Annotated in this window: 28 protein-coding genes; 22 read left to right on the forward strand and 6 right to left on the reverse strand. The window is 41.5% G+C overall.

What is annotated here, in order from left to right; all coding sequences use genetic code 11:
- Nucleotides 1–2: 2 nt before the first annotated feature.
- The 15 genes from GKR92_07770 to argE all read left to right on the forward strand — a co-directional run bounded on the left by GKR92_07770 (nt 3) and on the right by argE (nt 18,134).
- Nucleotides 3–1,049 (forward strand): ATP-binding cassette domain-containing protein, encoded by a 1,047-nt coding sequence (locus tag GKR92_07770; GenBank protein ID QMU61599.1) that lies wholly within the window; start codon nt 3–5, stop codon nt 1,047–1,049.
- Between the two features lie 172 nt (nt 1,050–1,221).
- A complete protein-coding gene (locus GKR92_07775) occupies nt 1,222–1,593 on the forward strand; it encodes a PA2779 family protein (GenBank protein QMU61600.1) in 372 nt (123 codons plus the stop codon).
- A complete protein-coding gene (locus tag GKR92_07780; protein QMU61601.1) occupies nt 1,590–2,600 on the forward strand; it encodes a PA2778 family cysteine peptidase in 1,011 nt (336 codons plus the stop codon). Before GKR92_07775 ends, GKR92_07780 begins: the two co-directional genes overlap by 4 nt.
- Before the next feature lie 215 nt (nt 2,601–2,815).
- Nucleotides 2,816–4,462: a dihydroxy-acid dehydratase gene (ilvD, locus tag GKR92_07785; protein ID QMU62744.1), complete on the forward strand. Its 1,647-nt coding sequence runs from the start codon at nt 2,816–2,818 to the stop codon at nt 4,460–4,462.
- A gap of 252 nt (nt 4,463–4,714) precedes the next feature.
- Nucleotides 4,715–5,353, forward strand: a complete 639-nt coding sequence (locus GKR92_07790) for a 5-formyltetrahydrofolate cyclo-ligase (protein QMU61602.1) — start codon at nt 4,715–4,717, stop codon at nt 5,351–5,353.
- Between the two features lie 5 nt (nt 5,354–5,358).
- A complete protein-coding gene (gene fhcD / locus GKR92_07795) occupies nt 5,359–6,282 on the forward strand; it encodes a formylmethanofuran--tetrahydromethanopterin N-formyltransferase (protein QMU61603.1) in 924 nt (307 codons plus the stop codon).
- Nucleotides 6,283–6,401: 119 nt separating this feature from the next.
- Nucleotides 6,402–7,292, forward strand: coding sequence for a bifunctional 5,10-methylene-tetrahydrofolate dehydrogenase/5,10-methylene-tetrahydrofolate cyclohydrolase (locus GKR92_07800; GenBank protein ID QMU61604.1), 891 nt, complete (start codon nt 6,402–6,404; stop codon nt 7,290–7,292).
- A 242-nt stretch (nt 7,293–7,534) separates the two neighbouring features.
- Nucleotides 7,535–8,800 carry an aminotransferase class V-fold PLP-dependent enzyme gene (locus GKR92_07805; GenBank protein ID QMU61605.1) on the forward strand — a complete coding sequence of 422 codons (1,266 nt, stop codon included), beginning with the start codon at nt 7,535–7,537 and terminating at the stop codon, nt 8,798–8,800.
- Between the two features lie 45 nt (nt 8,801–8,845).
- Nucleotides 8,846–9,787: a CoA ester lyase gene (locus tag GKR92_07810; GenBank protein QMU61606.1), complete on the forward strand. Its 942-nt coding sequence runs from the start codon at nt 8,846–8,848 to the stop codon at nt 9,785–9,787.
- 272 nt (nt 9,788–10,059) lie between these two features.
- Nucleotides 10,060–11,235 carry a malate--CoA ligase subunit beta gene (locus GKR92_07815; GenBank protein QMU61607.1) on the forward strand — a complete coding sequence of 392 codons (1,176 nt, stop codon included), beginning with the start codon at nt 10,060–10,062 and terminating at the stop codon, nt 11,233–11,235.
- Between the two features lie 11 nt (nt 11,236–11,246).
- The gene (sucD, locus tag GKR92_07820; protein QMU61608.1) at nt 11,247–12,137 is read left to right on the forward strand and encodes a succinate--CoA ligase subunit alpha; all 891 of its coding nucleotides are present in this window, start codon (nt 11,247–11,249) and stop codon (nt 12,135–12,137) included.
- A gap of 25 nt (nt 12,138–12,162) precedes the next feature.
- Nucleotides 12,163–13,134: a D-glycerate dehydrogenase gene (locus GKR92_07825; GenBank protein ID QMU61609.1), complete on the forward strand. Its 972-nt coding sequence runs from the start codon at nt 12,163–12,165 to the stop codon at nt 13,132–13,134.
- A 138-nt stretch (nt 13,135–13,272) separates the two neighbouring features.
- Nucleotides 13,273–16,050: a phosphoenolpyruvate carboxylase gene (locus GKR92_07830; protein ID QMU61610.1), complete on the forward strand. Its 2,778-nt coding sequence runs from the start codon at nt 13,273–13,275 to the stop codon at nt 16,048–16,050.
- Between the two features lie 40 nt (nt 16,051–16,090).
- Nucleotides 16,091–16,948 carry a methylenetetrahydrofolate dehydrogenase gene (locus tag GKR92_07835; GenBank protein ID QMU61611.1) on the forward strand — a complete coding sequence of 286 codons (858 nt, stop codon included), beginning with the start codon at nt 16,091–16,093 and terminating at the stop codon, nt 16,946–16,948.
- A gap of 37 nt (nt 16,949–16,985) precedes the next feature.
- Nucleotides 16,986–18,134: an acetylornithine deacetylase gene (gene argE / locus GKR92_07840; GenBank protein QMU61612.1), complete on the forward strand. Its 1,149-nt coding sequence runs from the start codon at nt 16,986–16,988 to the stop codon at nt 18,132–18,134.
- 177 nt (nt 18,135–18,311) lie between these two features.
- Here argE and GKR92_07845 read toward each other — a convergent pair whose 3' ends face one another.
- Nucleotides 18,312–18,587: a hypothetical protein gene (locus GKR92_07845; protein QMU61613.1), complete on the reverse strand. Its 276-nt coding sequence runs from the start codon at nt 18,585–18,587 to the stop codon at nt 18,312–18,314.
- 77 nt (nt 18,588–18,664) lie between these two features.
- On the opposite strand from GKR92_07845, the gene GKR92_07850 reads away from it, so the two are divergent.
- Nucleotides 18,665–19,048: a hypothetical protein gene (locus GKR92_07850; protein ID QMU61614.1), complete on the forward strand. Its 384-nt coding sequence runs from the start codon at nt 18,665–18,667 to the stop codon at nt 19,046–19,048.
- Between the two features lie 52 nt (nt 19,049–19,100).
- Here GKR92_07850 and GKR92_07855 read toward each other — a convergent pair whose 3' ends face one another.
- The 3 genes from GKR92_07855 to GKR92_07865 all read right to left on the reverse strand — a co-directional run bounded on the left by GKR92_07855 (nt 19,101) and on the right by GKR92_07865 (nt 20,642).
- Complete coding sequence (locus tag GKR92_07855; GenBank protein QMU61615.1) at nt 19,101–19,460, reverse strand: PA2779 family protein; 360 nt, start codon at nt 19,458–19,460, stop codon at nt 19,101–19,103.
- Between the two features lie 52 nt (nt 19,461–19,512).
- Nucleotides 19,513–19,929 carry a hypothetical protein gene (locus tag GKR92_07860; protein ID QMU61616.1) on the reverse strand — a complete coding sequence of 139 codons (417 nt, stop codon included), beginning with the start codon at nt 19,927–19,929 and terminating at the stop codon, nt 19,513–19,515.
- 62 nt (nt 19,930–19,991) lie between these two features.
- Nucleotides 19,992–20,642: a hypothetical protein gene (locus tag GKR92_07865; protein ID QMU61617.1), complete on the reverse strand. Its 651-nt coding sequence runs from the start codon at nt 20,640–20,642 to the stop codon at nt 19,992–19,994.
- Nucleotides 20,643–20,891: 249 nt separating this feature from the next.
- On the opposite strand from GKR92_07865, the gene GKR92_07870 reads away from it, so the two are divergent.
- The 5 genes from GKR92_07870 to GKR92_07890 all read left to right on the forward strand — a co-directional run bounded on the left by GKR92_07870 (nt 20,892) and on the right by GKR92_07890 (nt 24,038).
- Nucleotides 20,892–22,205 (forward strand): amino-acid N-acetyltransferase, encoded by a 1,314-nt coding sequence (locus tag GKR92_07870; protein QMU61618.1) that lies wholly within the window; start codon nt 20,892–20,894, stop codon nt 22,203–22,205.
- A gap of 182 nt (nt 22,206–22,387) precedes the next feature.
- The gene (locus tag GKR92_07875; protein ID QMU62745.1) at nt 22,388–22,738 is read left to right on the forward strand and encodes a hypothetical protein; all 351 of its coding nucleotides are present in this window, start codon (nt 22,388–22,390) and stop codon (nt 22,736–22,738) included.
- Nucleotides 22,739–22,770: 32 nt separating this feature from the next.
- Nucleotides 22,771–22,965, forward strand: a complete 195-nt coding sequence (locus GKR92_07880) for a hypothetical protein (protein ID QMU62746.1) — start codon at nt 22,771–22,773, stop codon at nt 22,963–22,965.
- Nucleotides 22,966–23,088: 123 nt separating this feature from the next.
- Complete coding sequence (locus GKR92_07885; protein ID QMU61619.1) at nt 23,089–23,610, forward strand: metal-dependent hydrolase; 522 nt, start codon at nt 23,089–23,091, stop codon at nt 23,608–23,610.
- 2 nt (nt 23,611–23,612) lie between these two features.
- Nucleotides 23,613–24,038 carry a hypothetical protein gene (locus GKR92_07890; GenBank protein QMU61620.1) on the forward strand — a complete coding sequence of 142 codons (426 nt, stop codon included), beginning with the start codon at nt 23,613–23,615 and terminating at the stop codon, nt 24,036–24,038.
- A gap of 16 nt (nt 24,039–24,054) precedes the next feature.
- On the opposite strand, the gene GKR92_07895 is transcribed toward GKR92_07890, so the two are convergent.
- Nucleotides 24,055–24,504 carry a hypothetical protein gene (locus GKR92_07895; protein QMU61621.1) on the reverse strand — a complete coding sequence of 150 codons (450 nt, stop codon included), beginning with the start codon at nt 24,502–24,504 and terminating at the stop codon, nt 24,055–24,057.
- A 70-nt stretch (nt 24,505–24,574) separates the two neighbouring features.
- On the opposite strand from GKR92_07895, the gene GKR92_07900 reads away from it, so the two are divergent.
- Nucleotides 24,575–25,009 (forward strand): hypothetical protein, encoded by a 435-nt coding sequence (locus GKR92_07900; protein QMU61622.1) that lies wholly within the window; start codon nt 24,575–24,577, stop codon nt 25,007–25,009.
- Nucleotides 25,010–25,076: 67 nt separating this feature from the next.
- On the opposite strand, the gene GKR92_07905 is transcribed toward GKR92_07900, so the two are convergent.
- A complete protein-coding gene (locus GKR92_07905; GenBank protein QMU61623.1) occupies nt 25,077–25,625 on the reverse strand; it encodes an OsmC family peroxiredoxin in 549 nt (182 codons plus the stop codon).
- Nucleotides 25,626–25,688: the final 63 nt, after the last annotated feature.

The raw sequence follows: 25,688 nt of genomic DNA on the forward strand, positions 1-25,688 counted from the left end.
TTATGACCACAAGACTGGATGTGCGCAACCTTAGTGTTGAACTGCAAGGCAGAAAAGTATTGCAGAATGTTTCGTTGCAATTACAGCAAGGTCAAATTGCTTCAATGTTAGGGCCAAGTGGCTGCGGCAAAACAACTTTATTGCGAACTCTTGCAGGGTTTCAGCCCGTTGCCAAAGGCGAAATTTATGTGCACGACAAATTGTTCGGCAAACCAGGTTATTCCTTAGCACCGGAAAATCGGAACCTGGGTATGATGTTTCAAGATTTAGCATTGTTTCCACATTTAACGGTCGAGCAAAATATTAACTTTGGCCTTAAATCACTTGTAAAATCAGCACAGCAGGCAAGAACTAAACATGTGCTCGAATTAACCGAACTTGATCAACAAGAAAAAAAATATCCGCATCAGCTATCTGGCGGCCAGCAACAGCGCGTTGCCTTAGCGCGTGCACTTGCACCGAAACCAGAAATTCTTTTACTCGACGAACCTTTTTCAAGCTTAGATCCTGACTTAAGAGAACAGGTTGCCACTGAAGTACGCAAGATTCTTAAACATGAAAATGTAACTGCAGTACTCGTAACCCATGACCAGCTCGAAGCTTTTGCTATGGCCGATGAAATTGGAGTAATGGAAAATGGCAACATCGCTCAATGGGACAGTGCCTACAATATTTACCATAAACCTAAAACCCGTTTTGTCGCTGACTTTGTAGGTTTGGGGAGCATGGTTCCGGCTACAGTTGTAAATGATGAAACACTGGATACAGAATTTGGTGAAGTAAAAGGTGCGCTTAACGGTGAGCACGCTATTGGCGACACGGTAGACCTATTAGTGCGGCCCGATGACATTCCACATGACGATAGTAGCCATATTACTGCGCTGGTTGAAGAAAAGCGTTTTCGAGGCGCAGAATTCCTCTACAAATTACGTCTTCAAAGTGGCAATTTTGTACTCTGTTACGCGCCTAGTCACCACAATCATAAAATTGGTGAACCGATTGGTATAAAGCTGGATCTAGAACATTTAGTGGTATTCCCAAGGGCTTAATTGGCATTACTTTGGACATTGAACCTCTATTGGTCTCCCTTCGTGATGGATAGATATAATCCATTCATAAATGAGCATTCAAGGACTTAGAGGCCTATTATTAAATTGGACTTGACCTTAGGCGTATAAACCACAACAATTATAAGGAAGATGCTAACTAGAGGAGTCAAGCATGAGACTTAGTAAATCCATAATTTACCTTTTAATACTTTCATTTATTTTTGTACAAATTTCACCCGCTTTTGCTGGCATCGTTGGAACGGATAGTTATCTATCTGAGCAAACTATCCAGCAAGACCGTGAAGACTTACGCGCACTTATGTCACGTGACGAGGTTCGTTTACTACTAGAAACCAATGGCCTGACTATGGAGCAAGCACAAGCGCGTGTGGATTCTCTGACAGATAAAGAAGTAAGCCAGATGGCGAAGAAATTTGATGAATTACCTGCAGCAGGTGACGCAGCAGTGGTTGTTCTTGTGATCGCTTTAGTTGTATTGGTCCTTGAACTTGCGGGTATTACCGATATCTTTACCGGCATTTGATCGCCCGTAAAATATTTTTCATACTTAATAATGCCCGCTGTATTGCGGGCATTTTTTTGTTCTTAATCTCGCTTTCTGCATGCGTTGCGCCTCAAACTAAGCAATTACAAATAGAGCGCCCGCACGACCTACCGACCAAAGCGTTTATAAAAAACGTACCCTTTTACCCGCAACAGCAATTTCATTGCGGCCCTTCTAGCTTAGCCATGGCAATGAATTTTTATAGTAAAAATGTAACGCCTGAAAATCTTGCTAAAGATGTGTTCACTCCAGGCCGCAAAGGCAGTTTTCAAGCAGAAATGAAAGCAGCGGTACGCAAACGCGGAATGATTGCATATGAGCTCACTCCTGAACTGGTCTATTTACTCGCCGAAGTTTCGGTGGGACACCCAGTTATTATTTTACAAAACAAATCTATTAAATATTACCCTGTCTGGCATTACGCTTTAGTTATTGGTTATGACTTAAATAAAAAACAAATTTATTTACACTCAGGCACAAATAAAAATTACGCGGTATCAATGAGTGTGTTTGAATTTACCTGGAAACGTTCGAAACGCTGGGCGATGGCAGTGCTGCCAACAGACACATTACCCAATGACCGCAATCTTATAAATGTATTACAAGCGGCAGTAGACTTAGAAGAAGTAGGCCAAGTCGAAGCCGCAAATCAAACGTATCAAACCATTACAAAACGTTGGCCAGATAGTTTAGTTGCCGTAATGGGTACTGCGAATACGCATTTAACGTTAGACAATCCTGATAACGCTACTAAATTCTATTTGCGTGCTATTGAATTGGAACCGCAACGGGCAGATATCTATAACAATCTCGCCTATAGTCTACAAGCACAATCTTGTTACCAGTCATCATTACGTTCAATTAACTGTGCAATTTCTTTAGATCCCAGTAGTGCTGAATTCCTGGACTCGCATCGCGAAATCACTCAGTCAACCAACAAATCAACCCTAAAGTCTTGCCCGAGAATCCGTTGTGGCAGCCCATAAGTAATTATGGTGCGGGTTTACTCCCCTACAACCACTCTTGCCTAGGTCTGATTAGATACGTCCATGTAACGATAAATCGATAAACCAAACATCGATACACATATGCTGACACCAGCAGTCGATTACATTTACACTATGCAGCCTGTAAATCTCTGCATGGTGTAAAAGTGGCCAAACAAAAAACTAAAAACAAAGCTAGTAGAAAATATTCCTCGATGGTGGTCGATGGGGTTGAGCGTGCGCCCAGCCGCGCCATGCTACGTGCAGTAGGCTTTGAAGATGCAGACTTCAACAAGCCACAGATTGGAATCGCTTCTACCTGGAGCATGGTTACCCCCTGCAATATGCACATCGACAAACTTGCTGATGAGGCTGCAAAAGGCGCGAACCAGGCTGGTGGCAAAGCGGTAATCTTTAACACCATTACAATCTCCGATGGCATTTCGATGGGCACAGAGGGAATGAAGTACTCCTTGGTGTCTCGCGAAGTAATTGCTGATTCAATAGAAACGGTGGCAGGTTGTGAAGGTTTCGATGGCATCGTCACCATTGGCGGATGCGACAAAAACATGCCGGGATGTTTGATTGCGCTCGCGCGTTTGAATCGTCCCTCAGTATTTGTCTATGGCGGAACAATCATGCCTGGCAATTATAAAAACAAAAAAGTGGATGTGGTTTCCGTTTTTGAAGCCGTGGGGCAGCACGCTAAAAAAGAATTAAGCGATCAAGAACTTAAGCAAGTTGAGTCGACAGCAATACCTGGCGCCGGCTCATGTGGCGGCATGTACACCGCCAATACCATGGCTTCAGCTATAGAAGCCTTAGGTATGAGTTTGCCTAATAGTTCCGCACAAAATGCCATTTCAAATGATAAGCAAAATGATTGCATCGCTGCTGGCGAAGCGGTGATGGATTTAATTAAACAAAATATTTTACCCAAAGATATCATGACTAAAAAAGCGTTCCAAAATGCTATTACGGTTCTGATTACTCTAGGCGGTTCAACCAATGCAGTACTGCACTTACTTGCCATGGCGCATGCTATGGGAGTGAAACTCACCATTGATGAATTCACTCGCGTGGGTAAAAAAGTACCGGTTCTTGCAGATCTACGCCCGAGCGGCAAATACATGATGTCCGAGCTGATAGAAATTGGCGGCATCCAACCGCTGATGAAAATGCTCTTGGACAAAGGATTATTACATGGAGATTGCCTAACGGTGACTGGCAAAACATTGGCGCAAAATTTAAAAACTGTTAAGCCTTATCCAAAGTCGCAAGATATTATTCGTGATTTTGATAATCCAATAAAAAAAGACAGCCATCTAGTTATTCTATATGGAAACTTAGCGCCCGAAGGAGCTGTGGCTAAAATTTCCGGCAAAGAAGGTTTAAATTTCACCGGTAAAGCGCGGGTGTTTGCGTCAGAAGAAAAAGCTTTAGAAAAAATTCTAGATGGTGGAATTAAGAAAGGTGATGTAATCGTGATTCGCTATGAAGGCCCGCAAGGCGGACCGGGGATGCGCGAAATGTTGTCACCTACTTCTGCAATCATGGGAAAAGGACTCGGCAAAGACGTTGCTTTAATTACCGATGGCCGCTTCTCAGGCGGTAGTCATGGTTTTGTGGTCGGCCACATCACCCCAGAAGCTGCGGTTGGTGGGCCACTCGCTCTAGTAAAGAATGGCGATCAAATCACCATTGACGCACAGAAGCGCGAAATCAACGTGAATCTATCTAAGAAAGAACTCGCGCTGCGTAAAAAGAAATGGACTGCACCTAAACCCCGTTATAAACGTGGGGTTTTAGCTAAATATGCAGCACAAGTATCTTCCGCATCAAATGGCGCTGTAACGGACTAACCTAATTGATGGCTCTATAAATTCGCTTTGATGCAGGGAAGCATCACTGATTTACCAGCACATAAGTGATTGTAAATCGTGAAAAAGATATCGCATTATCGTCTTTCGTCTCTGAAGAACTCAGAATGGCTTCATTCAGAGCTACTAAGTATCTATAAAGCATAAATTGTCAGGCGTGGAATAAGTAGATAGGATTGCCCGTTCTAATTATTACCACTTTAGTATTACCACTAAAACTTTAAGGAGCTGTCGATGGCGGAATTACTCACAGGTAAAGCACTAGAAGAGGTCATAGAGCGCAAAAACAAAATGCGTCGCGAAGCATATGACCGCCGTGCTGCACAAGAAAATAAAGAAGAAGTTAGCGCAAAAGCATGTGCAAATTTTATGACACTTCCTGAATACCAAAAATCTAATGTTGCTATGTGGTACATCGATTGCCGCTCAGAGACTCGCACTAAAGATGAATTAATTGCAGAAGTTAATAAAGGGGAAAAGAAAATTATTGTTCCTTATTGCACTGAAGACGAAAATGGCGATAACAAGCTTGGCCTGTGGTGGATGGAAAGCTTGGAAGAAATGGTTGTTGGCAAATGGGACATCCTAGAGCCACCTAAAGAATTATGGGGCAACCCAGAAAAAGAAGTAACTCCTGAAGAAATCGACATCATTATGGTTCCAGGCACTGGCTTTGATAAGAAAGGTGGTCGCATGGGTAATGGTCAAGGCTATTACGATCGTTTACTCGAGCAACTTCGCGCAGATTGTCCTCTAGTAGCACTATGTTATGAGTCACAAATGTTTGATGAAATTCTTGTGGCGCCTCATGATGTATTCATGGACAAAGTGGTTACTGAAGATGCTGTGTACGAAGGCATCGGTCGAGGTTAATTATTATGGCTGCAAAAATTGATGATACTTACGCAGAAGCGTTTAAAAGTCTCTATACAGAATTCTTAATCACTGCACGTGACCGCAAATGGCTAGACCACGCGGTTAATGCTGCAACGGGCAACGCATCAAGTTCAATCTTGTGTGATTGTGAAGCTGGAATGGATCGCTATGTCGGTCCTGGTGGTGATGAAAGTTTTGAGACTCCTGACGGTCGCCCAGGGGCTATCGTACAACTTCACATTCCACGCTTTCGCAAAGATCGTGTAAAAGCGTTAGAAAAATCTGCATTAGTGCGTATCAGTCAAAACGTTATGACTTGCCCTACCGCCTCATGTTTCAACTTGGTTGATTCAGAAGAGTATTACCATATGGGTCGTAAAGTGGCTTACTTTGGTAACGGTTACCAGAAACGTATCGAACGATTTGGTCGCAAGATGTGGTGGATTCCAACCCTAGGTGGAGAATTCATTTTAGATCGTCGTCTTGGTTATGCAGATGGGCTCATGGGCGGCAACCTTTGGTTCTTCGGTGACAGTGTGGATTCTGCACTACTTGCTGCAGAAAAAGGCGTGGAAGCGATCCTACCAATGCCGGGTGTTATCTCAACCTTCCCTGGCGGTATTGCAAGCAGTGGTTCAAAAGCTGGAAGTAACTACGACTTTACCATTGCCAGCACGTACGAAAAATTCTGCCCAATGTTACAAGATGATCCTACGGTTGAAGCTGGATTACCAGAAGGCGTTAACTGTGTAATGGAAATCATCATGAATGGCCAAGGTATGCAACCGATTATTGATGCCACGCAAGCTGCGATTAAAGCTTCGGTAGACACACCAGGACTGATTATGATTTCTGCTGGCAACTACAATGGAAAGTTAGGTAAGAGCTTTATCTATCTAGATCCAAGTAAACAGCCTGCTGAATAATTAAGTAGTACATGTTTAAAAAAAGCCGCTACTTCTAGCGGCTTTTTTTTTGCGTAACCTAATTTAGGTATCACTTCCCCCACCTATCCTAAACACAAGTTCTAAAGCATAATATTCAAATGACTACAGAATTTTCCAAACAATATGAAAGGACTCCTGGCGGCGCAATCCTTATGAATGGAAGCGTGGTTGCCGAAGCTGTTCAAAGTAAAATAGCCAAGCAGCTAGCACAATCTCCTAACGCAAAGGTAACGCTTGCCACCGTTCTAATAGGAGACGATCCCGCTAGCAAACTTTATGTGGGCATGAAAGAAAAACGTGCAGCCGCCATTGGCATTCAATCCAAGCATGTTGAACTCGCTGGCAATATATCCATGTCACAAGCCTGTGAAGAAATTATTAAGCTTGCGAATGATCCAAGCGTGCATGGAATCTTGATTCAGTTACCGTTACCCAAACAACTCGACACACATAAAATTATCGATTTATTGCCGCCTGAAAAAGATGTCGATGGTTTAAGTGAAAATAATCTGGGCAAACTAATTCGTGGTGTACCTGGATTAGTGCCCTGCACCCCTCTTGGCGTGATGCGCATACTCGAACACTATGAAATAGAAACCAGTGGCAAGCGCGCCGTGGTTATCGGACGCTCTACTTTAGTTGGCCTCCCTCAAGTTTTATTACTAGGCCGTAAAGGCACAGATGCCACGGTAACTTTGGCTCATTCTCGTAGTGGTAATATTGGCAAATTTACAAAATCAGCAGACATTGTGATTGCCGCAGCCGGAATTGCCCATCTTGTTAAACAGGAACACATCAAACCAGGCGCTACTGTGATTGATGTAGGCGTCACTCGAACCGATGAAGGTATTCGCGGTGATGTAGATTTTGATGCCGTGCAATCAATAGCGGGTGCCATCACACCTATGCCAGGTGGCACAGGACCTATGACGGTAGCTTGTTTACTAGAAAACACTTTGTATGCGGCCAAATTACAAAACACCTTATAAGCAATGCTCACTGCAAATTGATACAACACATTCGCTAAAACCACTTTTATATCCCTATAATACCCAACTCGTAATATGCAAATGGCTTGAGCCACTTTAGGGCTTATGGCAAGATGCTTGACCTTTCGCGCGACTTGTTTGCACGTAAATATATTGGCAGCTCTGGCCATCTCGAATAAAAACTATATATAGCGGAGCTACTTCTAAACTAAAAATTAATATCACTTATAAAGGTTCTCTTAATGCCTGGACAAAAACTGTCTTATCCTGGAAAAAATTATTTATTCTGCCCAGGCCCAACACACATACCACAAGCAGTACAAAACGCAATGATCGTTCCTCAAGAAGATCACCGTGCACCAGATTTTCCGGAACTCGTTAAGCCTTTATTACGCGACGTTAAAAAGATTTTCAAAACCACTAAAGGCACATGCTTTTTATTCCCAGCAACCGGTACAGCGGGTTGGGAAATTGCCTTAGCAAACACCATGTCACCAGGTGACAAAATCTTAACTACACGTTTTGGTCAGTTCAGCCACTTATGGTACGACCTGGCTTGCCGCATCGGCTTGGAAGTTGATCTAATTGAAACTCCATGGGGTGAAGGTGTTCCTGTTGAGAAGTTTAAGAAAATTCTCCTAGCAGATAAGAATCATGAAATTAAAGCTGTTGTTTGTTGCCATAACGAAACTGCAACGGGTGTGACCAGTGATATTGGTGCAGTTGGCAAAATGCTAAAGCAAATTAAGCATCCTGCATTATTAATGGTGGACTGTGTAAGTTCTGTTGCCAGTATCGATTTCCAAATGGATAAATGGGGCGTTGATATCGCGGTAAGTGGTTCTCAGAAAGGCTTCATGCTTCCAGCAGGCATGGCTATCTTGGCATTCAGCCCACGCGCATTAGCAAAACGTAAATCTGCAAAATGTGCACGCTGTTTCTTGGATATTCAAGACCACATTAATACCAACAAAGATGGTTTCTTCCCTTACACTCCATCTGTACCCATGTTACGTGGACTGCGTGCGTCGATTGATTTGATTTTAGGCGAAGGTCTTGATAACTGTCACAAACGTCATTACCGTCTTGCAGAAGGTGTGCGTCTTGCGGTTAAAGCATGGGGCTTAAAAACTTGTGCAAAATCTTCTAAGTTGAATTCAGATACCGTAACTGCAATATTGGTTCCTGAAAACAAAAATGCGAATGAAGTAATCCATATTGCATACCATAAGTACAACATTTCATTAGGTGCTGGCTTATCTAAAGTTGCGGGTAAGGTTTTCCGCATCGGTCACCTTGGCGATAACAACGAAGCGCGTATGATGGCAGCTTTAGGTACTGTAGAAATGGCACTGCTAGACGCAGGCATTAAAATTAAGCCAGGAAGTGGCGTTGCTGCTGCAGGTGAGTACTACCGCAAGACCGGCAAGAAAATTAAAAAGTTTGCTGCTCCGAAAGCAGCACCTAAGAAAAAAGCACCGGCTAAAAGAAAAGCCCCCAAGAAATAAATAACGAATAGAAAATAAATAGATAACAAATAGAAGGTACATACTATGAGTTTTACACAACCTACACCAGCAAGATCAAGAGTACAGCGATGTGAACTTGCTGTTCCTGCATCCAGCGTTAAAATGATTGAAAAATCAGCCGACTGCGATGCAGACTTCGTATTTTTAGATTTAGAAGATGCTGTTGCTCCTGGAGACAAAGTACAAGCACGCAAGAATGCAATCGAAGCCGTAAATGGTATCGACTGGGCAGGCAAAGGAAAAACCATTGTAGTGCGTATTAACGGTCTTGATACTCATTTCATGTATCGTGATGTCATTGATCTTGTTGAACAAGCGGGTAGTAAGCTAGATACGATTTTTATTCCAAAAGTAGGTGACCCAGCAGACGTATACATGGTGGATGCACTTCTTACTCAAATAGAAGAAGCAAAAGGGTTTAAAAACAAAATAGCCATAGAAGCAATCATTGAAACCGCACTAGGCATGGCCAATGTAGAAGCCATTGCACAATCTAGCCCACGCCTAGAAGCCTTGCACTTTGGTGTGGCGGACTATTCAGCAAGTACTCGTGCACGTACGGTCAATATCGGTGGCTTAAATCCTGATTATCCTGGCGATCAATGGCATTCCGCTATTTCACGCATGGTGGTTGCATGTCGTGCATACGGATTGCGTCCTATTGATGGTCCATTTGGTGATATCAAGGATCCTGAAGGCTACATGCTTGCATGCCGTCGTGGCGCAGCATTAGGTATTGAAGGTAAGTGGGCCATCCACCCATCACAAATCGAAATGGCGAATGAGGTATTTTCTCCACCAGAAGCTGAAGTAGCCAAGGCGCATCGAATTCTTGAAGAACTCGAAAAAGCAGCTAAAGAAGGTAAAGGCGCGGCAACATTAGATGGCAAAATGATCGATGCGGCTTCTGCAAAAATGGCAGAAAATGTTGTTAGAGCAGCTGAGGCCATTGCTGCGAAGTCATAAAGTTAGAATTACCTAACTTTTATTGTTGTTATTTTTTATGTCCTAGGTGCCCGCATTGCGGGCACTTTTGTTTCTTCCTTTTAGAATTTCTATTTTTGCCCATCCTTATTGCTCATGAATTGAGCAATTACCCAACAAGAGAGTTTGTCCTTGGGCGTCAGAATAGGCTATAAAAGTCGTTTGGTCTGCCGAAATTACAACGATCTATAAGGCGGCCTCCAAGATTAAGCCAATAAGATAAAAACGAATCATTTTCTCGGGAGGGAATTTTAGTGGATATCCATGAGTATCAAGCAAAAGAAATATTATCCGAGTGCGGCGTAGGCATAGCAGCAGGTGGACTAGCATATAGCCCTGAACAAGCAGTTTACCGAGCCAAAGAAATTGGTGGCAGCAAATGGGCCATTAAAGCACAAATACACTCTGGTGCTCGCGGCAAAGCTGGCGGTATCAAGCTATGCAGCAATGACGAAGAAATTTGGAATGCAGCGGATGAACTATTAGGCAAACGCTTGGTAACTCACCAAACTGGCCCTGCCGGCAAAGTGGTATATCGACTTTACGTCGAGCAAGCTACGGATATTTTAAAAGAACTTTATTTAGCACTGGTACTTGATCGCGATAAGCAACGTGTTGTTTTTGTAACCTCAACTGAAGGTGGTATGGATATCGAAGAAGTGGCTGCAACCAAGCCTGAAGCGATTCACAAATTAGAAGTTGAGCCTGCAGTAGGTCTGCGTGACTTTCAAGCACGCGAACTTGCTTTCGCATTAGGCATAAAGCCTGAACTTACGAGCCAAGCCGTTCACACAATCAAAGGTGCATATCGTGCATTCCGTGATTACGATGCGACTATGGTTGAAATCAACCCTATGGTCATTACTAAAGATGATCGCGTATTAGCACTCGATGCAAAAATGGGTTTTGACGACAACGCATTATTCCGCCGTCCACGGATTGCAGAACTGCGTGATAAATCGCAAGAAGATCCTCGCGAAACAGCGGCGTCAGATCGAGGCTTAAGTTATGTAGGCCTAGATGGCGATATCGGTTGCATGATCAATGGTGCCGGTCTTGCTATGGCCACCATGGACATGATTAAGCATAAAGGCGGCGAACCGGCCAACTTCCTAGATATTGGTGGTGGCGCTTCACCAGAACGTGTTACCAGTGCATTCAAATTAGTACTTGATGATGAAAAGGTAAAAGCAATATTAGTTAATATTTTTGCTGGTATTAATCGTTGCGATTGGATCGCCGAAGGTGTTGTACAAGCGTTTGAAAAATTAGAGGTGAAAGTACCGGTTATCGTACGACTTTCTGGCACCAATGTTGAAAAAGGTATGCAAATACTAAAAGACAGCGGTCAACCACTCATTACAGCGGATACTTTAGACGAAGCCGCACAAAAAGCGGTAGCCGAACGCAACCGTGTTGCAAAAGGCTAGGGAGAAATAAAATGACAATAATGATTGATGAAAATACTAAAGTTCTTGTTCAAGGTTTTACTGGCAAAATCGGAACCTTTCACGCTGAAGAAATGATTGAGTACGGTACCAAAGTGGTGGGTGGTGTTACTCCTGGAAAAGGTGGTCAAACACACATGGGATTACCTGTGTTTAATACAGTTAAAGATGCCGTAGCAAGCACCGGTGCCGAAGCTAGTATCGTATTTGTTCCAGGTGGCTATGCTGCAGATGGAATTATGGAAGCTGCCGATGGAGGGATTAAAACTTGTGTTTCCATCACGGATGGAATTCCCGCTCAAGACATGATGCGTGTTAAACGTTATATGTATCGCTACAAAAAAGAAGATCGTATGCGCCTAACCGGCCCTAACTGTGCTGGTAGCATCAGCCCAGGAAAATGTTTATTGGGCATTATGCCTGGCCATATTTATGAAACCGGAAATGTGGGAGTAGTTGCGCGTTCTGGCACACTCGGCTATGAAGCTGCATCACAAATGAAAGCATTAGGCATCGGTATTAGCACCAGTATTGGTATCGGTGGCGACCCCATCAACGGAAGTTCACACAAGGATATCTTAGAGTTATTTGAAGCGGATCCTGAAACCAAAGCGGTGATGATGATTGGTGAAATTGGTGGCCCACAAGAAGCGGAAGCTGCCGAATACTTTAAAGAGCATATGACCAAACCTTTGGTTGCTTATATTGCAGGTTTAACTGCACCGAAAGGTCGTCGCATGGGTCACGCAGGCGCGATAGTTTCAGGCAAAGGTGAGAGTGCTGCGGAGAAAGTAGAAATGCTAGAAGAAGCAGGTGTTATTGTTGCGCCAAATCCATCTGAGCTAGGCTCAACGATGGAAAGAGTAATGAAAGACATCTCGTAGTTGAAGCTTGTAGGAGAGAATAATAATGAGCAAATTAAAAGTAATCGTTTCACGCGCCTGGCCTGAAGAAGTTCAAGCCACGTTACGAGAAAAATATGACGTAACGTTGAATGAAAATGACGTGGCCATGTCCAAAGATGAAATGAAAGAAGCATTAGCTAACTGTGATGCATTTTTACCAACTGTAACTGATCCAGTAGATGCAGAAGTACTCAGTGCAGAACCATTACGCGCAAAGTTCATTGGTAACTTTGGTGTTGGTTTTAACCACATCGATTTAGATGCTGCCAAAGCACGCGGCTTAACCGTTACTAATACACCTGAAGTATTAACTGCTTGTACTGCGGATATTGCAATGACTTTGATGTTAACGGTTGCACGTCGCACCAGTGAAGGCGAAAGAGAATTACGCTCTAAGTCTTGGGCTGGATGGCGCCCTACTCACTTGTTAGCCACCAAAGTCACTGGCAAGACATTAGGTTTAATTGGCATGGGACGTATTGCACAAGCCATGGCACAACGCGCGCATCATGGCTTCGGTATGAAAATCATTTTTTCTGATCCTTACCCACCTCCTGCTGACGTAATTAAGAAGTACAATGCGCAACAAGTAGACTCGATAGATGAAGTATTAGCCAATTCTGATTTTGTTTCTATTCACTGCCCAGGCGGAAAAGATACTTACCATCTATTAAATAAAGAAAGCCTTGCGAAAATGAAGCCTTCTGCATTTTTAATCAACTCTGCTCGTGGAGATGTAATTGATAATGATGCACTCATCGAAGCTCTTAAGAGTGGTGTAATTGCAGGTGCAGGCCTTGATGTTTTTGAAGGAGAACCCGCGTTAGATGAGCGTTTTCTAGAACTTGAGAATGCTGTTCTACTTCCGCACTTAGGTAGTGCCTCTATCGAGACACGCGTAGCCATGGGCAATCGAGTGCTTGAGAACCTAGAGGCATTTGAAGCAGGCGAAACTCCACGAGATAAGCTCGTATAAGCCAGTAGATAGGCCATCATCGGCCAATCTATGCCCATTCGGGCATATCAAAATGGCTAGATCAGTCCTATTATGAAGAGGTCCTTTTTTGGACCTCTTTTACTATGTGTAGCTTAAAATTATTAATCTAAAACAAGTATGACTGACAACGACTCCCCGCTTTCCTGGACGCAACTTACCAAGGTTGCCACCGGCAGTATGATTATCAATCCTGCGGCATCCTATGAAGATGAATTAGTAGAGTTACTTTATCAACAACTACTAAGTGTTATTCGAGCGCGTCAACCTGATATCGAAGCTTATTTTAATGGTCAGCAAGATATTCGCGACTGCCCTACTTCAAAAATTCTATATGTCCTGCAAACCTATGGAATATGGTTCCAACTATTAAGCATTGCTGAACAAAATGCCATGGTGCAGCAACGTCGACAAATTGAAAAAGAATATAATCGTGATCGTGTACCTGGCACTTTTGCGTATTCCTTCTCAAGTGCTGAGCAAAAAGGTATTTCCGCAGAAGATATTCAAACCTTACTAAATAATAGTTTAATCAGCCCTGTAATCACAGCGCACCCTACAGAAGCGAAACGTGTAACGGTATTAGAAGTACATCGTCGAATCTATGTATTACTTAAACAGTTAGAACTCGAACGCTGGACCCCTAGAGAAAGAGATGACTTAGCTAATGAACTTCGCAACGAAATTGATTTACTTTGGTTAACGGGCGAAATTCGTTTAGAAAAGCCCAGTGTTGGACAAGAAGTAACTTGGGGCTTGCACTTTTTTGTTGAATCATTATTTGATGGTGTAAAAGAACTGTATGTAGAATTGGATCGCGCATTAGAACAAGCCTATCCTCATTATGAATTTAAAGTGCCTCCTATTTTCCGTTTTGGATCATGGATTGGCGGAGACCGTGATGGAAACCCAAATGTCACACATAAAGTTACTGCTTCCGCAATACAAACGAATGCTAAAGCATGCATTAAACGTTATCGGCAAGATATTTTTGAGCTTGGTTCTAAATTAAGTATTGCTAATCATTCAGTCAACGTTTCAGAAAACTTTACTAAAGTTTTACAAGAAAAACTTGGAATGCTGGGCGAAACAGAAGCCTATTCACAACGCAATCCAGGTGAAATATTTAGGCAGTACTTGCGTTACATGTTGGCCAGAATTGATGCGACCTTGAAGCATATTAATGATCCAAGTAAGTCTAAAATTGCCTATCATCGTGCAGCAGATTTATCGGCGGACCTCTATCTTCTGGAACAAGGACTATCCGATGCCAAATGCGGACATTTAAGTGATGCAGATGTACGACCTCTGCGACACATGGTGGACACCTTTGGATTTAGAACGGTTAGCTTAGACATTCGAGAAAATACTACGGTAGTTAATAGTGTGCTAGCAGAGATATGGCAAGCATTGCACCAAAAAACTCATATAGATTTACCTGATCCAACATCTGAAGAATGGAATAACTGGATTGTTAATCAATTAACGCAACCTCTACGTGTAGTTCCTCGTTTCGATAATTTATCCAAACAAGCGCAATCTACGTTGGCCATGCTCGAACAAGTTAAGTATTTCCAAAACAAACTAGATCGAAAAGCATTTGGTGTATGCGTATTAAGTATGACGCAAACCGCAACGGATGTGCTGGGTGTATATCTATTAGCAAAGTATGTAGGACTATTTACTGATTCTGATGGACTTGAAGCATGTCGCATTATGATTGTGCCACTGCTAGAGACTATTGATGATCTTGAAAACGGCCCAGCTGTATTAGAAGAACTTTTAGAACATGCATTTGTGCGACGCACGATTAAAAAATTCGGTGGCTCACAAGAGGTTATGGTGGGTTACTCAGATTCTAACAAAGATGGCGGCTTTCTTACCTCTAACTGGATTATCAGCAAAGCTCAATCAGAAATACATGCAGCTGGTGAAAAACATAAAGTACCGATTTCATTTTTCCATGGTCGTGGCGGCTCGGTGAGTCGTGGCGGTGCGCCGAGTGGTCGTGCGATTGCCGCGCAACCGGTTGGCACTATTGATGGCCGTATGCGAGTTACCGAACAAGGTGAAGTGGTTTCATATAAATACGCAAACCGTGGCTTTGCTGAAGAACAAATGGAAATTTTGGCTTCCAGTGTCATCACGCACTCACTTATGTCCGGCAAAGACCCTGCATACCAAAGCAATTCAGAATTAGATGAAGTGCTAGAAGCGCTTTCTGGAACCGCCTATGTCGCGTATCGAAAATTAATTGAGCACCCGGGTTTAGTCGACTTTTATCAGCAAGCCAGTCCAGTTGAAGAATTAACCTTAATGAAAATTGGTTCGCGCCCTGCGCGACGCTTTGGTGCAGCCTCTCTAGATGATCTACGCGCTATTCCTTGGGTATTTGCATGGACGCAAAATAGACTGCTAGTCCCTGGCTGGTATGGAGTAGGTAGCAGCTTAGAGCAAATCATCAAGATACGTGGTGAACTCGGCACAGATCTCCTTAATAAAATGTACGAGAAACACCCGCTGTTTAAATTAATATTAGACGGTGCTGAAAAAACACTTTTACTAGTAGATATGGAAGTTGCTGAGAAGTATTGCGAACTGGTTACAAACGAAGAACATCGAACTCAGATATTCTCTGACATAAAAGAAGAATATGAACTGACGAAGAATAATATATTAAAAATTACTGGCGAAGACCAGCTCTGTGATCGCTTCCCTAATTTTAAACGCCACTTCTATCGACGCATCGAATCACTCAATCAAGTGGGTATTGAACAGGTAGAACTAGTGAAGAAATTTCGAAGCGAAGGCGATGAAATCCAAAATATAGAAGACGTGTTAGTTCCACTATTGTTATCCATTAACTGCGTAGCAGCGGGGATAGGCAGTACTGGTTAAATTTTAAAAACTAAAAATAATAAGACCTAAAATAATAAACATGAAAAAACTTTTATACCATTTTGATACCGATGCTATACCTAGCGTATTTGACTCAGTCGTCGCTTACGATGGTGGCGCCGATCATGTAACTCAACTAGGTGGCGTCAATGAAGAAAATTGTGGCGGCCTCGTAGAAGGTGCAATCTATACACGTGCCCCAAAAGACAAAAAGAATACTGCAATTTTTGTAGGGGGCAGTGATCTAATTGAAGGTCAAAGGCTTTTTCAACTAGTACATGATCAGTTTTTTCAAAACTTCCGTGTATCGGTTATGTTAGACAGCAATGGTTGCAATACCACCTCAGCAGCAGGCGTTGCGCTGTTGAGCAAAGCAACTAATTTGCAAGACAAAACTGCAGTAGTGCTCGCTGGCACCGGTCCGGTAGGGCAGCGTGCAGCAGTGTTACTCGCTAAAAGTGGCGCTAAGGTTCGGCTTACCTCCCGCAAACAGTCCCGCTCAGTGGAAGCCTGTGATGAAATGCGCGAGCGCTTTGGCGTTGTAATGACGCCTATGCAAGCCAGTGACGATGAATCCATACAAGCTGCAATGGATGGCGCCCATGTCGTATTTGGCGCAGCAAAAGCGGGAATTCAATTACTCAATGCTAAACAGTGGCAAGATCATCCTACTTTAGAACTGATTGCGGATGTAGGCACCTCTAAAATTCTAGGATTTGAAGGCATTGATGTGATGGATAAAGATACTGAACGCCATGGCAAGCGAGTGTTTGGTGGCATCGGCATTGGAGCACTAAAACTAAAACTGCACCGTGCATGCATTGCTAAACTATTCGAATCAAATGATATTGCATTGGATGCAGAAGCTATTTATAAAATAGCTCAGAGCATGGCTTAAATAATTTTCTTATGAAGGCTTCCCCAAACTGCTCGAAATGATCGAGCAGTTAATTGCCCTCCCCTCCGTTAGCAGCACCCAAGCTGAAATTGATACTAGCAATCAGCCTGTCGTCAACAGTCTTGCAAATTGGTTAAATGACTTAGGTTTTCAAACTGAAATTGTTGCTAATTCTGATTCATCAGATTCTAACTGCCCTAAAGTAAATTTAATTGCCAGTATAGGTGATGGCGACGATGGCTTAGTGTTATCCGGTCATACCGACACGGTAAACTTTGACCAAACTGGCTGGAATACCGATCCATTCAAAGCCACTCAAGTAGACGATAAATTATATGGGCTAGGCACAGCGGACATGAAATCTTTCTTGGCTATCGCGATTGAGGCGGCAAAAGAGTTTACCAACAAAGATTTTAAGCAACGCTTAACCATCATTGCCACAGCGGACGAAGAATCCACTATGCAAGGTGCAAAAACGTTAGTTCAAACATTGGAGACTAATGGTCAAAAGCTTGGCAAATATTGCATCATTGGAGAACCTACAGACTTAACTCCTATACACCAACACAAAGGTGTAATGATGGAAGCGATTAAAATTCATGGTCAAGCCGGACATTCTAGTGACCCTGGCTTAGGCAATAATGCATTGGAAGGAATGCGTGTTGTACTTAATGAGCTTGATCAATTCAAACAAGAACTTGCTAATAAATACATCAATCATGACTTTGTTGTACCGATCCCGACCTTAAATTTAGGACACATACATGGTGGCGATAACCCGAACCGAATTTGCGGCGATTGCGAATTACATATTGATCTGCGCCCTTTGCCTGGTATGCAGATTGATACTCTTAGAGAACAACTTTGCGAACGCGTTACAAAAATAACTGAACCACTAGGTTTAAAAATTGAATTTGAAGCTTTATTTGATGGCGTACCTGCTTTTGAGACAGATAAACACTCAAAGATCATTCAACTCACCAAACAATTGAGTAAAAAGAAACCCACAAGCGTTGCTTTCGGAACCGAAGGTCCTTACTTTAATGCAATGGGCATGGAAACCGTTGTATTGGGTCCTGGTTCTATAGACCAGGCTCATCAGCAAAATGAATATTTAACGTTAGATTCAATTAATCCTACGATTGAATTGTTGAAGAATGTGATTCACGAAGTTTGCATTAAATAAACACATGGACGATGTGTGAGTACAGGGACTATGTGCAGGATGCACAAGTGTCGTGTGAGATAGGATGTCGGAAGCGACCGTACGAATAAGAGGCGCATCCTAGACGATGCCTTCAAATTAACTCTTTTACCTAATGTCCGCTTTCGGCCAATAGCGGACATTAAACATTCCTTAAGATTAATGAATTACATGCACAGGTTTAAGTGCTTGCCTACCCTGAAACTCTATATAAATACAAAAAGCCCCTTGATGGTCGTTTACGGTTCCAATAACTACGTCGCCATTTCTAATTGCACATAACATTGAAAGCTCTGACTCACAAAATGTGCGTGCGACTACATCTATATTTTGCTCTACAGCTGTTTTAATTCTTTCGTACTCATCAGGTTTAAAGTTCACTAATGTCCGATTTACCAAGGGCTCCTGTTCCAATGAATGTTTAGTTGAATCCATACATCACTCCTAATCTTTAATACTTGTAAATATTAATGAGAATGATTATCATTTGCAAGTAGGCTAATGGAGTATTTATGACTTTTTTCCTCAATGCTTGGCTAGAACGCGAAAATCCTATTTTGGAGCTAAGAGAATCCATTACAAATAGAATGGTTTATCATATTGAAGGTGACGTGTTAAATGATTGGCTAAATAAAGGCGAACTTTGTGTGAATGATTTAAATAGCATTGAAGAAACAAGCGAAGTTATTAGAGACTTACTGCTAAAAAGTATTACAGAAGATGTTTCCACCAAACAAAAGTGCGACTTCCCTATTAATAATGTAATTAAATTTCCTCGTAGGTTTAGAAGGCCTAGCAAAGGGAATTCTAGCTCTCGAAAAAGTAATAATGTTATCTATCTGTATTCATTACTAAGTAAGAGAATTTTAAAGTATCTTGATAATGCTATTTATTAGACAGTCCGAATGTCCGCTTTGGGTCGAAAGCGGACATCACAAAGAAAAACGTTTATTTAGCGAGCGCCAAAATAATTACAAGCAACACTAATATCAAAATAGCAGCTGCACCACCTATTCCACCTGCCGCAGGCAGATCTTCGAAATTCTGCGCAAATACCCTTATTTCTTCATCGGTTAAGGAGTTAATACGCTCTTGTGCTTGTTCTGCAGTAACGCCATGTTGCTCTAAGAGACTGCGCGCTTCAGCTTGATATAAAATTTGATAAAGATTCTCTCTTTTCAGATCAGTATATTGCTCTTGCAATATTTCATTCGTTCCAACCATTCCTGCATATGCAGGCATAGTGTGAGTAAATACGAGTGCAAAAACACAAACATAAACAATTGCTAAATGTGAAAATTTAGTCATGGGCTCACCTTTTAATGTAAAAATACTTGCGGACCGCAAAGTACACCAATTCTTAATTAGTTTTCTTTTTCTTAAAACGCTCAAACTTTAATTTGAAAATATTACCTTGCGGTACCGCATCATCTTCTACAATTAGATCATCAGATACTGCTTGACTATCACGGGTGGAAATCACACGTGCAGCTTCTTCATCTTGACAGGCCACTGGATCAGTGTCTTGATTACGGTAATCTTCAGTCGTACAAGGGCGGAAACCTGGAAACACTTTTGATTCATAAATGGTAACAGTTTCACTACCACTTGCCTCTTGTTTTACCGGTGACTGCGTAGGTGGCGGGGTATCAATAACAATTTCTGGCGGCGGTAGAGCTTCCGAAGTTTCTTCTGCATTAACAACTCCAACAACTAACCATACACACAACATAATCCACAAGGTGGACCATAAAGATCTATACATTAATCTACTCATACCCAACTCCTCAGTATAAAAAGATTAAGTCTACCTGCTTAACCTTAAAATTATATTAAGTGTTATAACTCTGCTTGTTTTCGCTTTGATATTTCTTCGTCTATCGCAGCGATGGATTGTTCCAATTCATTCACAGAATAAATATTTTGAATTAGATACTTATCATGCTCAACCATGGCATAAGATTCATCTAATTCTTTTCGGTAACCACCAATGGCCGTATCCGAATCTTGCATATCTGACACTAATCTTTTATGAAACTCTGGATTTTCATTAAATTTAAACATCATGGACATATAAACTGCCGAAAAACGAAAATCATAGGATTTATAGTCGCCAATTGAATGTACATCCTTGCGCGCCTCACGCATATCTACATTAAAGGTATTGCTATAACCCATCAGTGAATCACGAAACTTGCCTTCTATCTTATAATCTTCAATCATCACTGGAATAACTTGCGCGATCTTCAAACGCACATCATCGTGAGCCATGATGGTTTCTAACAACCGTTGTTTAGCGACTTCAGGTTCATCGCTAGCTTGGCGAATTACATCGAGATCTCGCTGTCGTGTTTCTCGCTCAGCATGCAGCTGCTGCATACTAAGACCGCCTAGATTCTCTGGGACCTTATGCAGTACCTTTACTCGATCTAAGATAGGAGACTTAATGGTCTCGCCCCCAGCAAAACTGGTTGAACTGATGAAAAGCATCAAAGTTATACATATGCCAGCATTAATTAGCCGTATTTTTCGCATTCTTGGTTCCATGTTTTTGATTAGATGTATAAAATTCGACCGGCTAGTGAAATAGCGCTACCGTAGGCAAATTCTCTTCACCTATTATAAGGTCCTAATGAGGTCTAAGATAGCAAAAGATTAGTACCAATAATCTATGCGAATTCATAGACTTAACAAATACGATACCAATTAATTTTATAAAGTTTTAACCATAATTTAGCCGTGCCAAAAGATTCCACATTTCAGCTAGAGAGTTTTCGACAAGCTACGCCATATATATATGCGCATCGTAGTAAAACGTTTGTGCTCTACATAAGTGATGCTTTATTAGCAAAAGACAACCGAGCTTCACTTATACATGATCTGGCACTCGTACATACCTTAGGCGTAAAGCTAATTTTAGTGTTAGGTCTACGCACGTTTATAGATAAAAAACTTGGCAAACAATCTGCTAGTTCATTTGAGAATAATTGGCGCATTACCAATGCAAAAACATTGGATACCATTAAAGAGGTTGCAGGATGCGTCAAAACAGACATAGAAGCACTATTTTCTATTGGTCTGGTCAATACACCTATGTCTGGAATGAAGCTGAATGTTGTCAGCGGTAACTATGTGCGTGCCAAACCGGTAGGTGTGCGCAATGGCACAGACTACCAACACACGGGCGAAGTACGCAGCATTGCCGCAGAAGAAATTCAGAAACAATTAGATGCAAACAATATTGTATTAATGTTGCCCTTAGGCTATTCGAAAACGGGAGATGTTTTTAATTTAACCAGTATGGAAGTAGCAAAGCATGCAGCGTGTGCATTGCAAAGTGAAAAACTGATTCTTATGCTAGATAAATTTAGCGTACCTGGAAAAAAGAAACAAAGTGACAATCACTTCAATGTAAATGAAGCTAAAGAGCTAGCTAAAAAATTACCGAATACCAAACAATTACTTAAAGACTATCTAGGTATAGCTGTGCAAGCTTGTTTAGAAAACGTAAAACGAGTGCATTTGCTAGATGCTTCTAAACCTGGCGCGCTGCTAGAAGAGCTCTACACCCTAGATGGTGTGGCTACCTTAGTAACTGCAGAAACCTATGACGAAATTCGACCGGCAACCATCAATGATGTCGGTGGAATTACTGAACTCATTCAACCACTCATAGACAAAGGTGCATTAGTGTCACGTACACGTGAGCAGCTTGAATTAGAAATTGAGAGTTTTGATGTCATTGAGAGAGATGGCATGGTGCTAGCGTGTGGCGCTCTACAAATTTATGCGCAAGAAAGTGCAGCAGAAGTAGCCTGCCTTGCCGTGCACCCAGAATACCAATCTAACGGAAGAGGCAGCAAAATGCTGACCCATTTAGAAAAAAAGTCCACAGCAGCTGGGGTCAATCTGCTCTTTGTGCTCACCACACAAACCTCTCATTGGTTTCGTGAGCATGGCTTTAAAACCTCCAAAATAGAGTCCCTACCCATGAAAAAGAGGGCTTTATACAACTATCAGCGAAATTCAAAGGCCTATAGCAAAGCGGTATAGCCAGGACGGAGGGGCTTACGCCCAAGCGCTAAGTGACTATAATCAGCGCTGGAAACATACTCCAAACACCACAAAAATATTTTACACCAGGGAGAGAGAACAGAATCATGAAGATCGATTCAAAGATATTAATTAGCCTAGGTATTCTTTTAGGCGTCATCCTTACCATGTTTACTGAAAATATGTCTTTTCAACCTATCAACACTGCTCTTAAGATTGCTGGCGGTTTATTTGCATTTGCGATCGTTTTAACTTTTATTAAGAATCTAGTCAGAAAAATATCAAGTAGACCAAGAAAAGAAAAAGCTACCACTTCGGGTCTGAGTTCAAATCAAACATCGGGCACGGTTAAATGGTTTAACTATAAAAAAGGGTTTGGCTTTATCGAACAAGAAAATGGTGAAGATGTATTTGTTCACCACCGTTCTATAATAGGCACGGGTAGAAAATCACTACGCGAAGGCCAAAAAGTTTTAATGGATATTGTCGATGGAGATAAAGGCCTGCAAGCCGAGAATGTCAGCCCACTTTAGTGGCAAAAACTTCAAATATAATTCTAAATCCTATGTTATGGCTAGTGATAGCCTTAACATTGGGTTTAGCACCCTTCTCCCCTGAACCTCATGTTTGGGAAAAATTAAAATGGGTTATCTCTGGCGCCGAAGGAATGCGACCGATTGATTGGTTTGATTTCTTTTTACATGGCGCTCCATGGGCATTATTGTTTACCTCACTAATTAAAAAGTTTTTTTTCAGATAACAATAAAACAACCCTAGATAACCACATGGAAAACAAATTCCATGATATCGCTATAAGCACGTCATATTCTTGCCATAATTAAACTGTTTAATTCGAGGCTCACTAGTTACTAAGGAGTCTCGAATGTTTTTGGCACATATGCCGGCTGGCTATCTAGCAAGCAAACTCCTAGTTGCGCAATTTTGTTTAGATCCACCTAAAACAAAATGGTTACTGTTCTTGGGTTTATTAGGGAGCATATTTCCAGACCTGGACATGTTCTATTTTTATTTGATCGATAATAGACAACATGGTCATCACAGTTATTGGACACACATCCCTTTTTATTGGGTTTGTTTACTAGCGGTTAGTTACACAATAGCAGCCTTTCTTAAATCACGATTTCTTGTAGCTTCTGCAACAGTATTTATTGGCTGCATCTTGTTGCATTTGTCACTCGATACATTTGCCGGTGGTGGCATCAAGTGGTTATACCCTTTTCAAAATTCATATATCAACATTTTTTCCATACCTGCTCGACAAAACTACTGGGTGTGGAATTACATATTACATTGGACTGCATTAGTTGAGCTCAGCATCATTTTTTTTGCAGCCGTAACTTTCTGGAAAACAGATGGGCAGTCCTATCGACGCCTAAGGAGATAAACATGAAAGAAGTATCCATTTTCTCATTCAAACCACAACCTGGTCCCTATGAAACATGGAGCTTATGCTCTGAACTGATTTTGAATGGCAAACGTACTGGAAAATATGTGCCAGGTTTTGTGATTGGTGCACAGTACGCGTATAAGAACTTATATCTAATCGTAACTTCCTGGGATTGCCCATACGAAGAATCACAAGAGTTTATATTGTTATCAAAAGACTTAACTGTTTTATGCAAAAAACATATTGGCCATATTTACTCAACCGTTTTACTAGAAAATCATGAACCCATTGCTGAAGATCAAGTGTTATTTCATTGCAGCAACGACACGGATATTTTGGTTACAGCAAAATCTGGTTTACTACACTCTTCTCCACCTTTTTTTACTACTAAAAAAATACAGCGCGAAATAATGTCTGTTGTGTAATTAATTTATATACCAATTAAGATAGCCAACTCTTATATTGTTGTTTCATTTCTTCAACCATGTCTGGAAGAGGCTGATTTATATCAATATTAAACGAATCACCAAAATATAATTTAAGGCGTACATTCATTTCATCCACACTTAGATCAAAGCATTCATTCAAACTTTCTCCTAGTCTTTTAGGGCTAGGTTGAAATTTTGGATCAGGCTGAACAATATTGAATAAACATCGGATTTCACGCTGATACTGATTCGCACGCACTTTTAGATCTTCTTTCTCTATTTCATCCTGCATAGGATCTTCGGACGGAAATAATCTTGCCAGTGCTTTCCCTACAACTGCAGTGAATATTGAAGAGATTAATAGCAATAAATAAATCGATCCGAGCTGATAATTCTCAAAAACAAATAACAACCCTATTGTTGTTGCTATAAATACGACCGCATAGATTAAAACTGGATGCATAATTCCTGATAATTTAATATAGCTTAAATAGTAATTTTCAGTAACTAGAAACTAGCAGTGGAGGAAGTTCATGGTCACACTAAAAAGAATCTTTATTATGTTTATTTTGTTATTTTCGCAATGCCTTTATGCAACATCACTAGATAAGTATGTAAAAGTTTGTACCGACAATCAAGCTAACAAAATGGGCCCTGAATTATGTGAATGCATGGGCAGTAAAGGGAAAGAATTATCCGAAGAAGAGTTTGAATTTTTTTACGCTATAGCTGCGAAAGATCAAGAAAAAGTAAATAAAGGGCATACAACACTAGAGCCAAACCAGAAAATAAATGTAATGACATTGACTATGACGGGCCCAACTAAATGTGCGAATGAACTTGCAGCACAGCAAAATTCATCAGACGAAGCAGACAATTCTGATAGTGTGGCTGGTTCTGCTTCAGAAAGTACGAATGATACTGCTTTGGGAACAGTATCTGAATCTGCAGATTCAGCAGCACAATAGCTAACCATTAGAAGAGCAGATAAAAATCTGCTCTTCTAATTTATGCTCATCTAATTTTATATTGGGTCTATGCTGCTTTTGCGGCGATATAGCCAGGTTTACCATTAATGGTTGCTGTTCCTGTAACTGGGATAGATCTCACCAAGGTATCTAGAATCGGACACTGCGCTTCAACAGCATCAACGAGCTGCCTTAGCTCCTCATCGCTTGCTGGACTTTCAATAATGGATTCAAAAGAAAGATCTTGAAAACCTGGCGGGATACCTTTATCCGCACCCATACCAAATAAGCCATGCAAATCTAGGTTACCTTCAAGCTTTACTTTATATGATGTTAATTCAATTCCCATTGCAGAGGCTAAAGCTGCATACATAATCCCTTGGCAGGTACCCAAAGCGGTAAGAATTAAATCTCCAGGACTTTGTGCAGCATCACCTCCACCAAAAGCTGCAGGCTCATCAACTGGAACAGGCGGCAAATTTCGAACTTGTGATGTGCAGTGAACATCGCCATCCCAAATTACTTCTGCACGATATTTTAATTGTGCAGATTTTGGATTATCAGTGATTGCTGCCGCTAAACTATCGACAGCGGTTTTTACGGTTGCTTGTGACATGGTGTCCCTCCTAAAATTTTAGATCTGGGTAAATCGGTATGTAGGTTTGTTTTATTTTCTTAT

The sequence above is a fragment of the Gammaproteobacteria bacterium genome (assembly GCA_014075255.1).
In the GTDB taxonomy this organism is placed as follows: Bacteria; Pseudomonadota; Gammaproteobacteria; order UBA4575; family UBA4575; genus JABDMD01.

What these genes read in the sequence shown, in the direction of transcription:
- argE (QMU61612.1), top strand. Translation starts at nt 16,986, where the DNA reads ATGATCGAGCAGTTAATTGCCCTCCCCTCCGTTAGCAGCACCCAAGCT.
- GKR92_07845 (QMU61613.1), bottom strand. Translation starts at nt 18,587, where the DNA reads ATGGATTCAACTAAACATTCATTGGAACAGGAGCCCTTGGTAAATCGG.
- GKR92_07810 (QMU61606.1), top strand. Translation starts at nt 8,846, where the DNA reads ATGAGTTTTACACAACCTACACCAGCAAGATCAAGAGTACAGCGATGT.
- GKR92_07885 (QMU61619.1), top strand. Translation starts at nt 23,089, where the DNA reads ATGTTTTTGGCACATATGCCGGCTGGCTATCTAGCAAGCAAACTCCTA.
- GKR92_07890 (QMU61620.1), top strand. Translation starts at nt 23,613, where the DNA reads ATGAAAGAAGTATCCATTTTCTCATTCAAACCACAACCTGGTCCCTAT.
- GKR92_07900 (QMU61622.1), top strand. Translation starts at nt 24,575, where the DNA reads ATGGTCACACTAAAAAGAATCTTTATTATGTTTATTTTGTTATTTTCG.
- GKR92_07865 (QMU61617.1), bottom strand. Translation starts at nt 20,642, where the DNA reads ATGCTTTTCATCAGTTCAACCAGTTTTGCTGGGGGCGAGACCATTAAG.
- GKR92_07860 (QMU61616.1), bottom strand. Translation starts at nt 19,929, where the DNA reads ATGAGTAGATTAATGTATAGATCTTTATGGTCCACCTTGTGGATTATG.
- fhcD (QMU61603.1), top strand. Translation starts at nt 5,359, where the DNA reads ATGGCTGCAAAAATTGATGATACTTACGCAGAAGCGTTTAAAAGTCTC.
- GKR92_07805 (QMU61605.1), top strand. Translation starts at nt 7,535, where the DNA reads ATGCCTGGACAAAAACTGTCTTATCCTGGAAAAAATTATTTATTCTGC.
- GKR92_07775 (QMU61600.1), top strand. Translation starts at nt 1,222, where the DNA reads ATGAGACTTAGTAAATCCATAATTTACCTTTTAATACTTTCATTTATT.
- ilvD (QMU62744.1), top strand. Translation starts at nt 2,816, where the DNA reads ATGGTGGTCGATGGGGTTGAGCGTGCGCCCAGCCGCGCCATGCTACGT.
- GKR92_07825 (QMU61609.1), top strand. Translation starts at nt 12,163, where the DNA reads ATGAGCAAATTAAAAGTAATCGTTTCACGCGCCTGGCCTGAAGAAGTT.
- GKR92_07850 (QMU61614.1), top strand. Translation starts at nt 18,665, where the DNA reads ATGACTTTTTTCCTCAATGCTTGGCTAGAACGCGAAAATCCTATTTTG.
- GKR92_07855 (QMU61615.1), bottom strand. Translation starts at nt 19,460, where the DNA reads ATGACTAAATTTTCACATTTAGCAATTGTTTATGTTTGTGTTTTTGCA.
- GKR92_07905 (QMU61623.1), bottom strand. Translation starts at nt 25,625, where the DNA reads ATGTCACAAGCAACCGTAAAAACCGCTGTCGATAGTTTAGCGGCAGCA.
- GKR92_07770 (QMU61599.1), top strand. Translation starts at nt 3, where the DNA reads ATGACCACAAGACTGGATGTGCGCAACCTTAGTGTTGAACTGCAAGGC.
- GKR92_07790 (QMU61602.1), top strand. Translation starts at nt 4,715, where the DNA reads ATGGCGGAATTACTCACAGGTAAAGCACTAGAAGAGGTCATAGAGCGC.
- GKR92_07835 (QMU61611.1), top strand. Translation starts at nt 16,091, where the DNA reads ATGAAAAAACTTTTATACCATTTTGATACCGATGCTATACCTAGCGTA.
- sucD (QMU61608.1), top strand. Translation starts at nt 11,247, where the DNA reads ATGACAATAATGATTGATGAAAATACTAAAGTTCTTGTTCAAGGTTTT.
- GKR92_07895 (QMU61621.1), bottom strand. Translation starts at nt 24,504, where the DNA reads ATGCATCCAGTTTTAATCTATGCGGTCGTATTTATAGCAACAACAATA.
- GKR92_07800 (QMU61604.1), top strand. Translation starts at nt 6,402, where the DNA reads ATGACTACAGAATTTTCCAAACAATATGAAAGGACTCCTGGCGGCGCA.
- GKR92_07875 (QMU62745.1), top strand. Translation starts at nt 22,388, where the DNA reads ATGTCTTTTCAACCTATCAACACTGCTCTTAAGATTGCTGGCGGTTTA.
- GKR92_07830 (QMU61610.1), top strand. Translation starts at nt 13,273, where the DNA reads ATGACTGACAACGACTCCCCGCTTTCCTGGACGCAACTTACCAAGGTT.
- GKR92_07880 (QMU62746.1), top strand. Translation starts at nt 22,771, where the DNA reads ATGTTATGGCTAGTGATAGCCTTAACATTGGGTTTAGCACCCTTCTCC.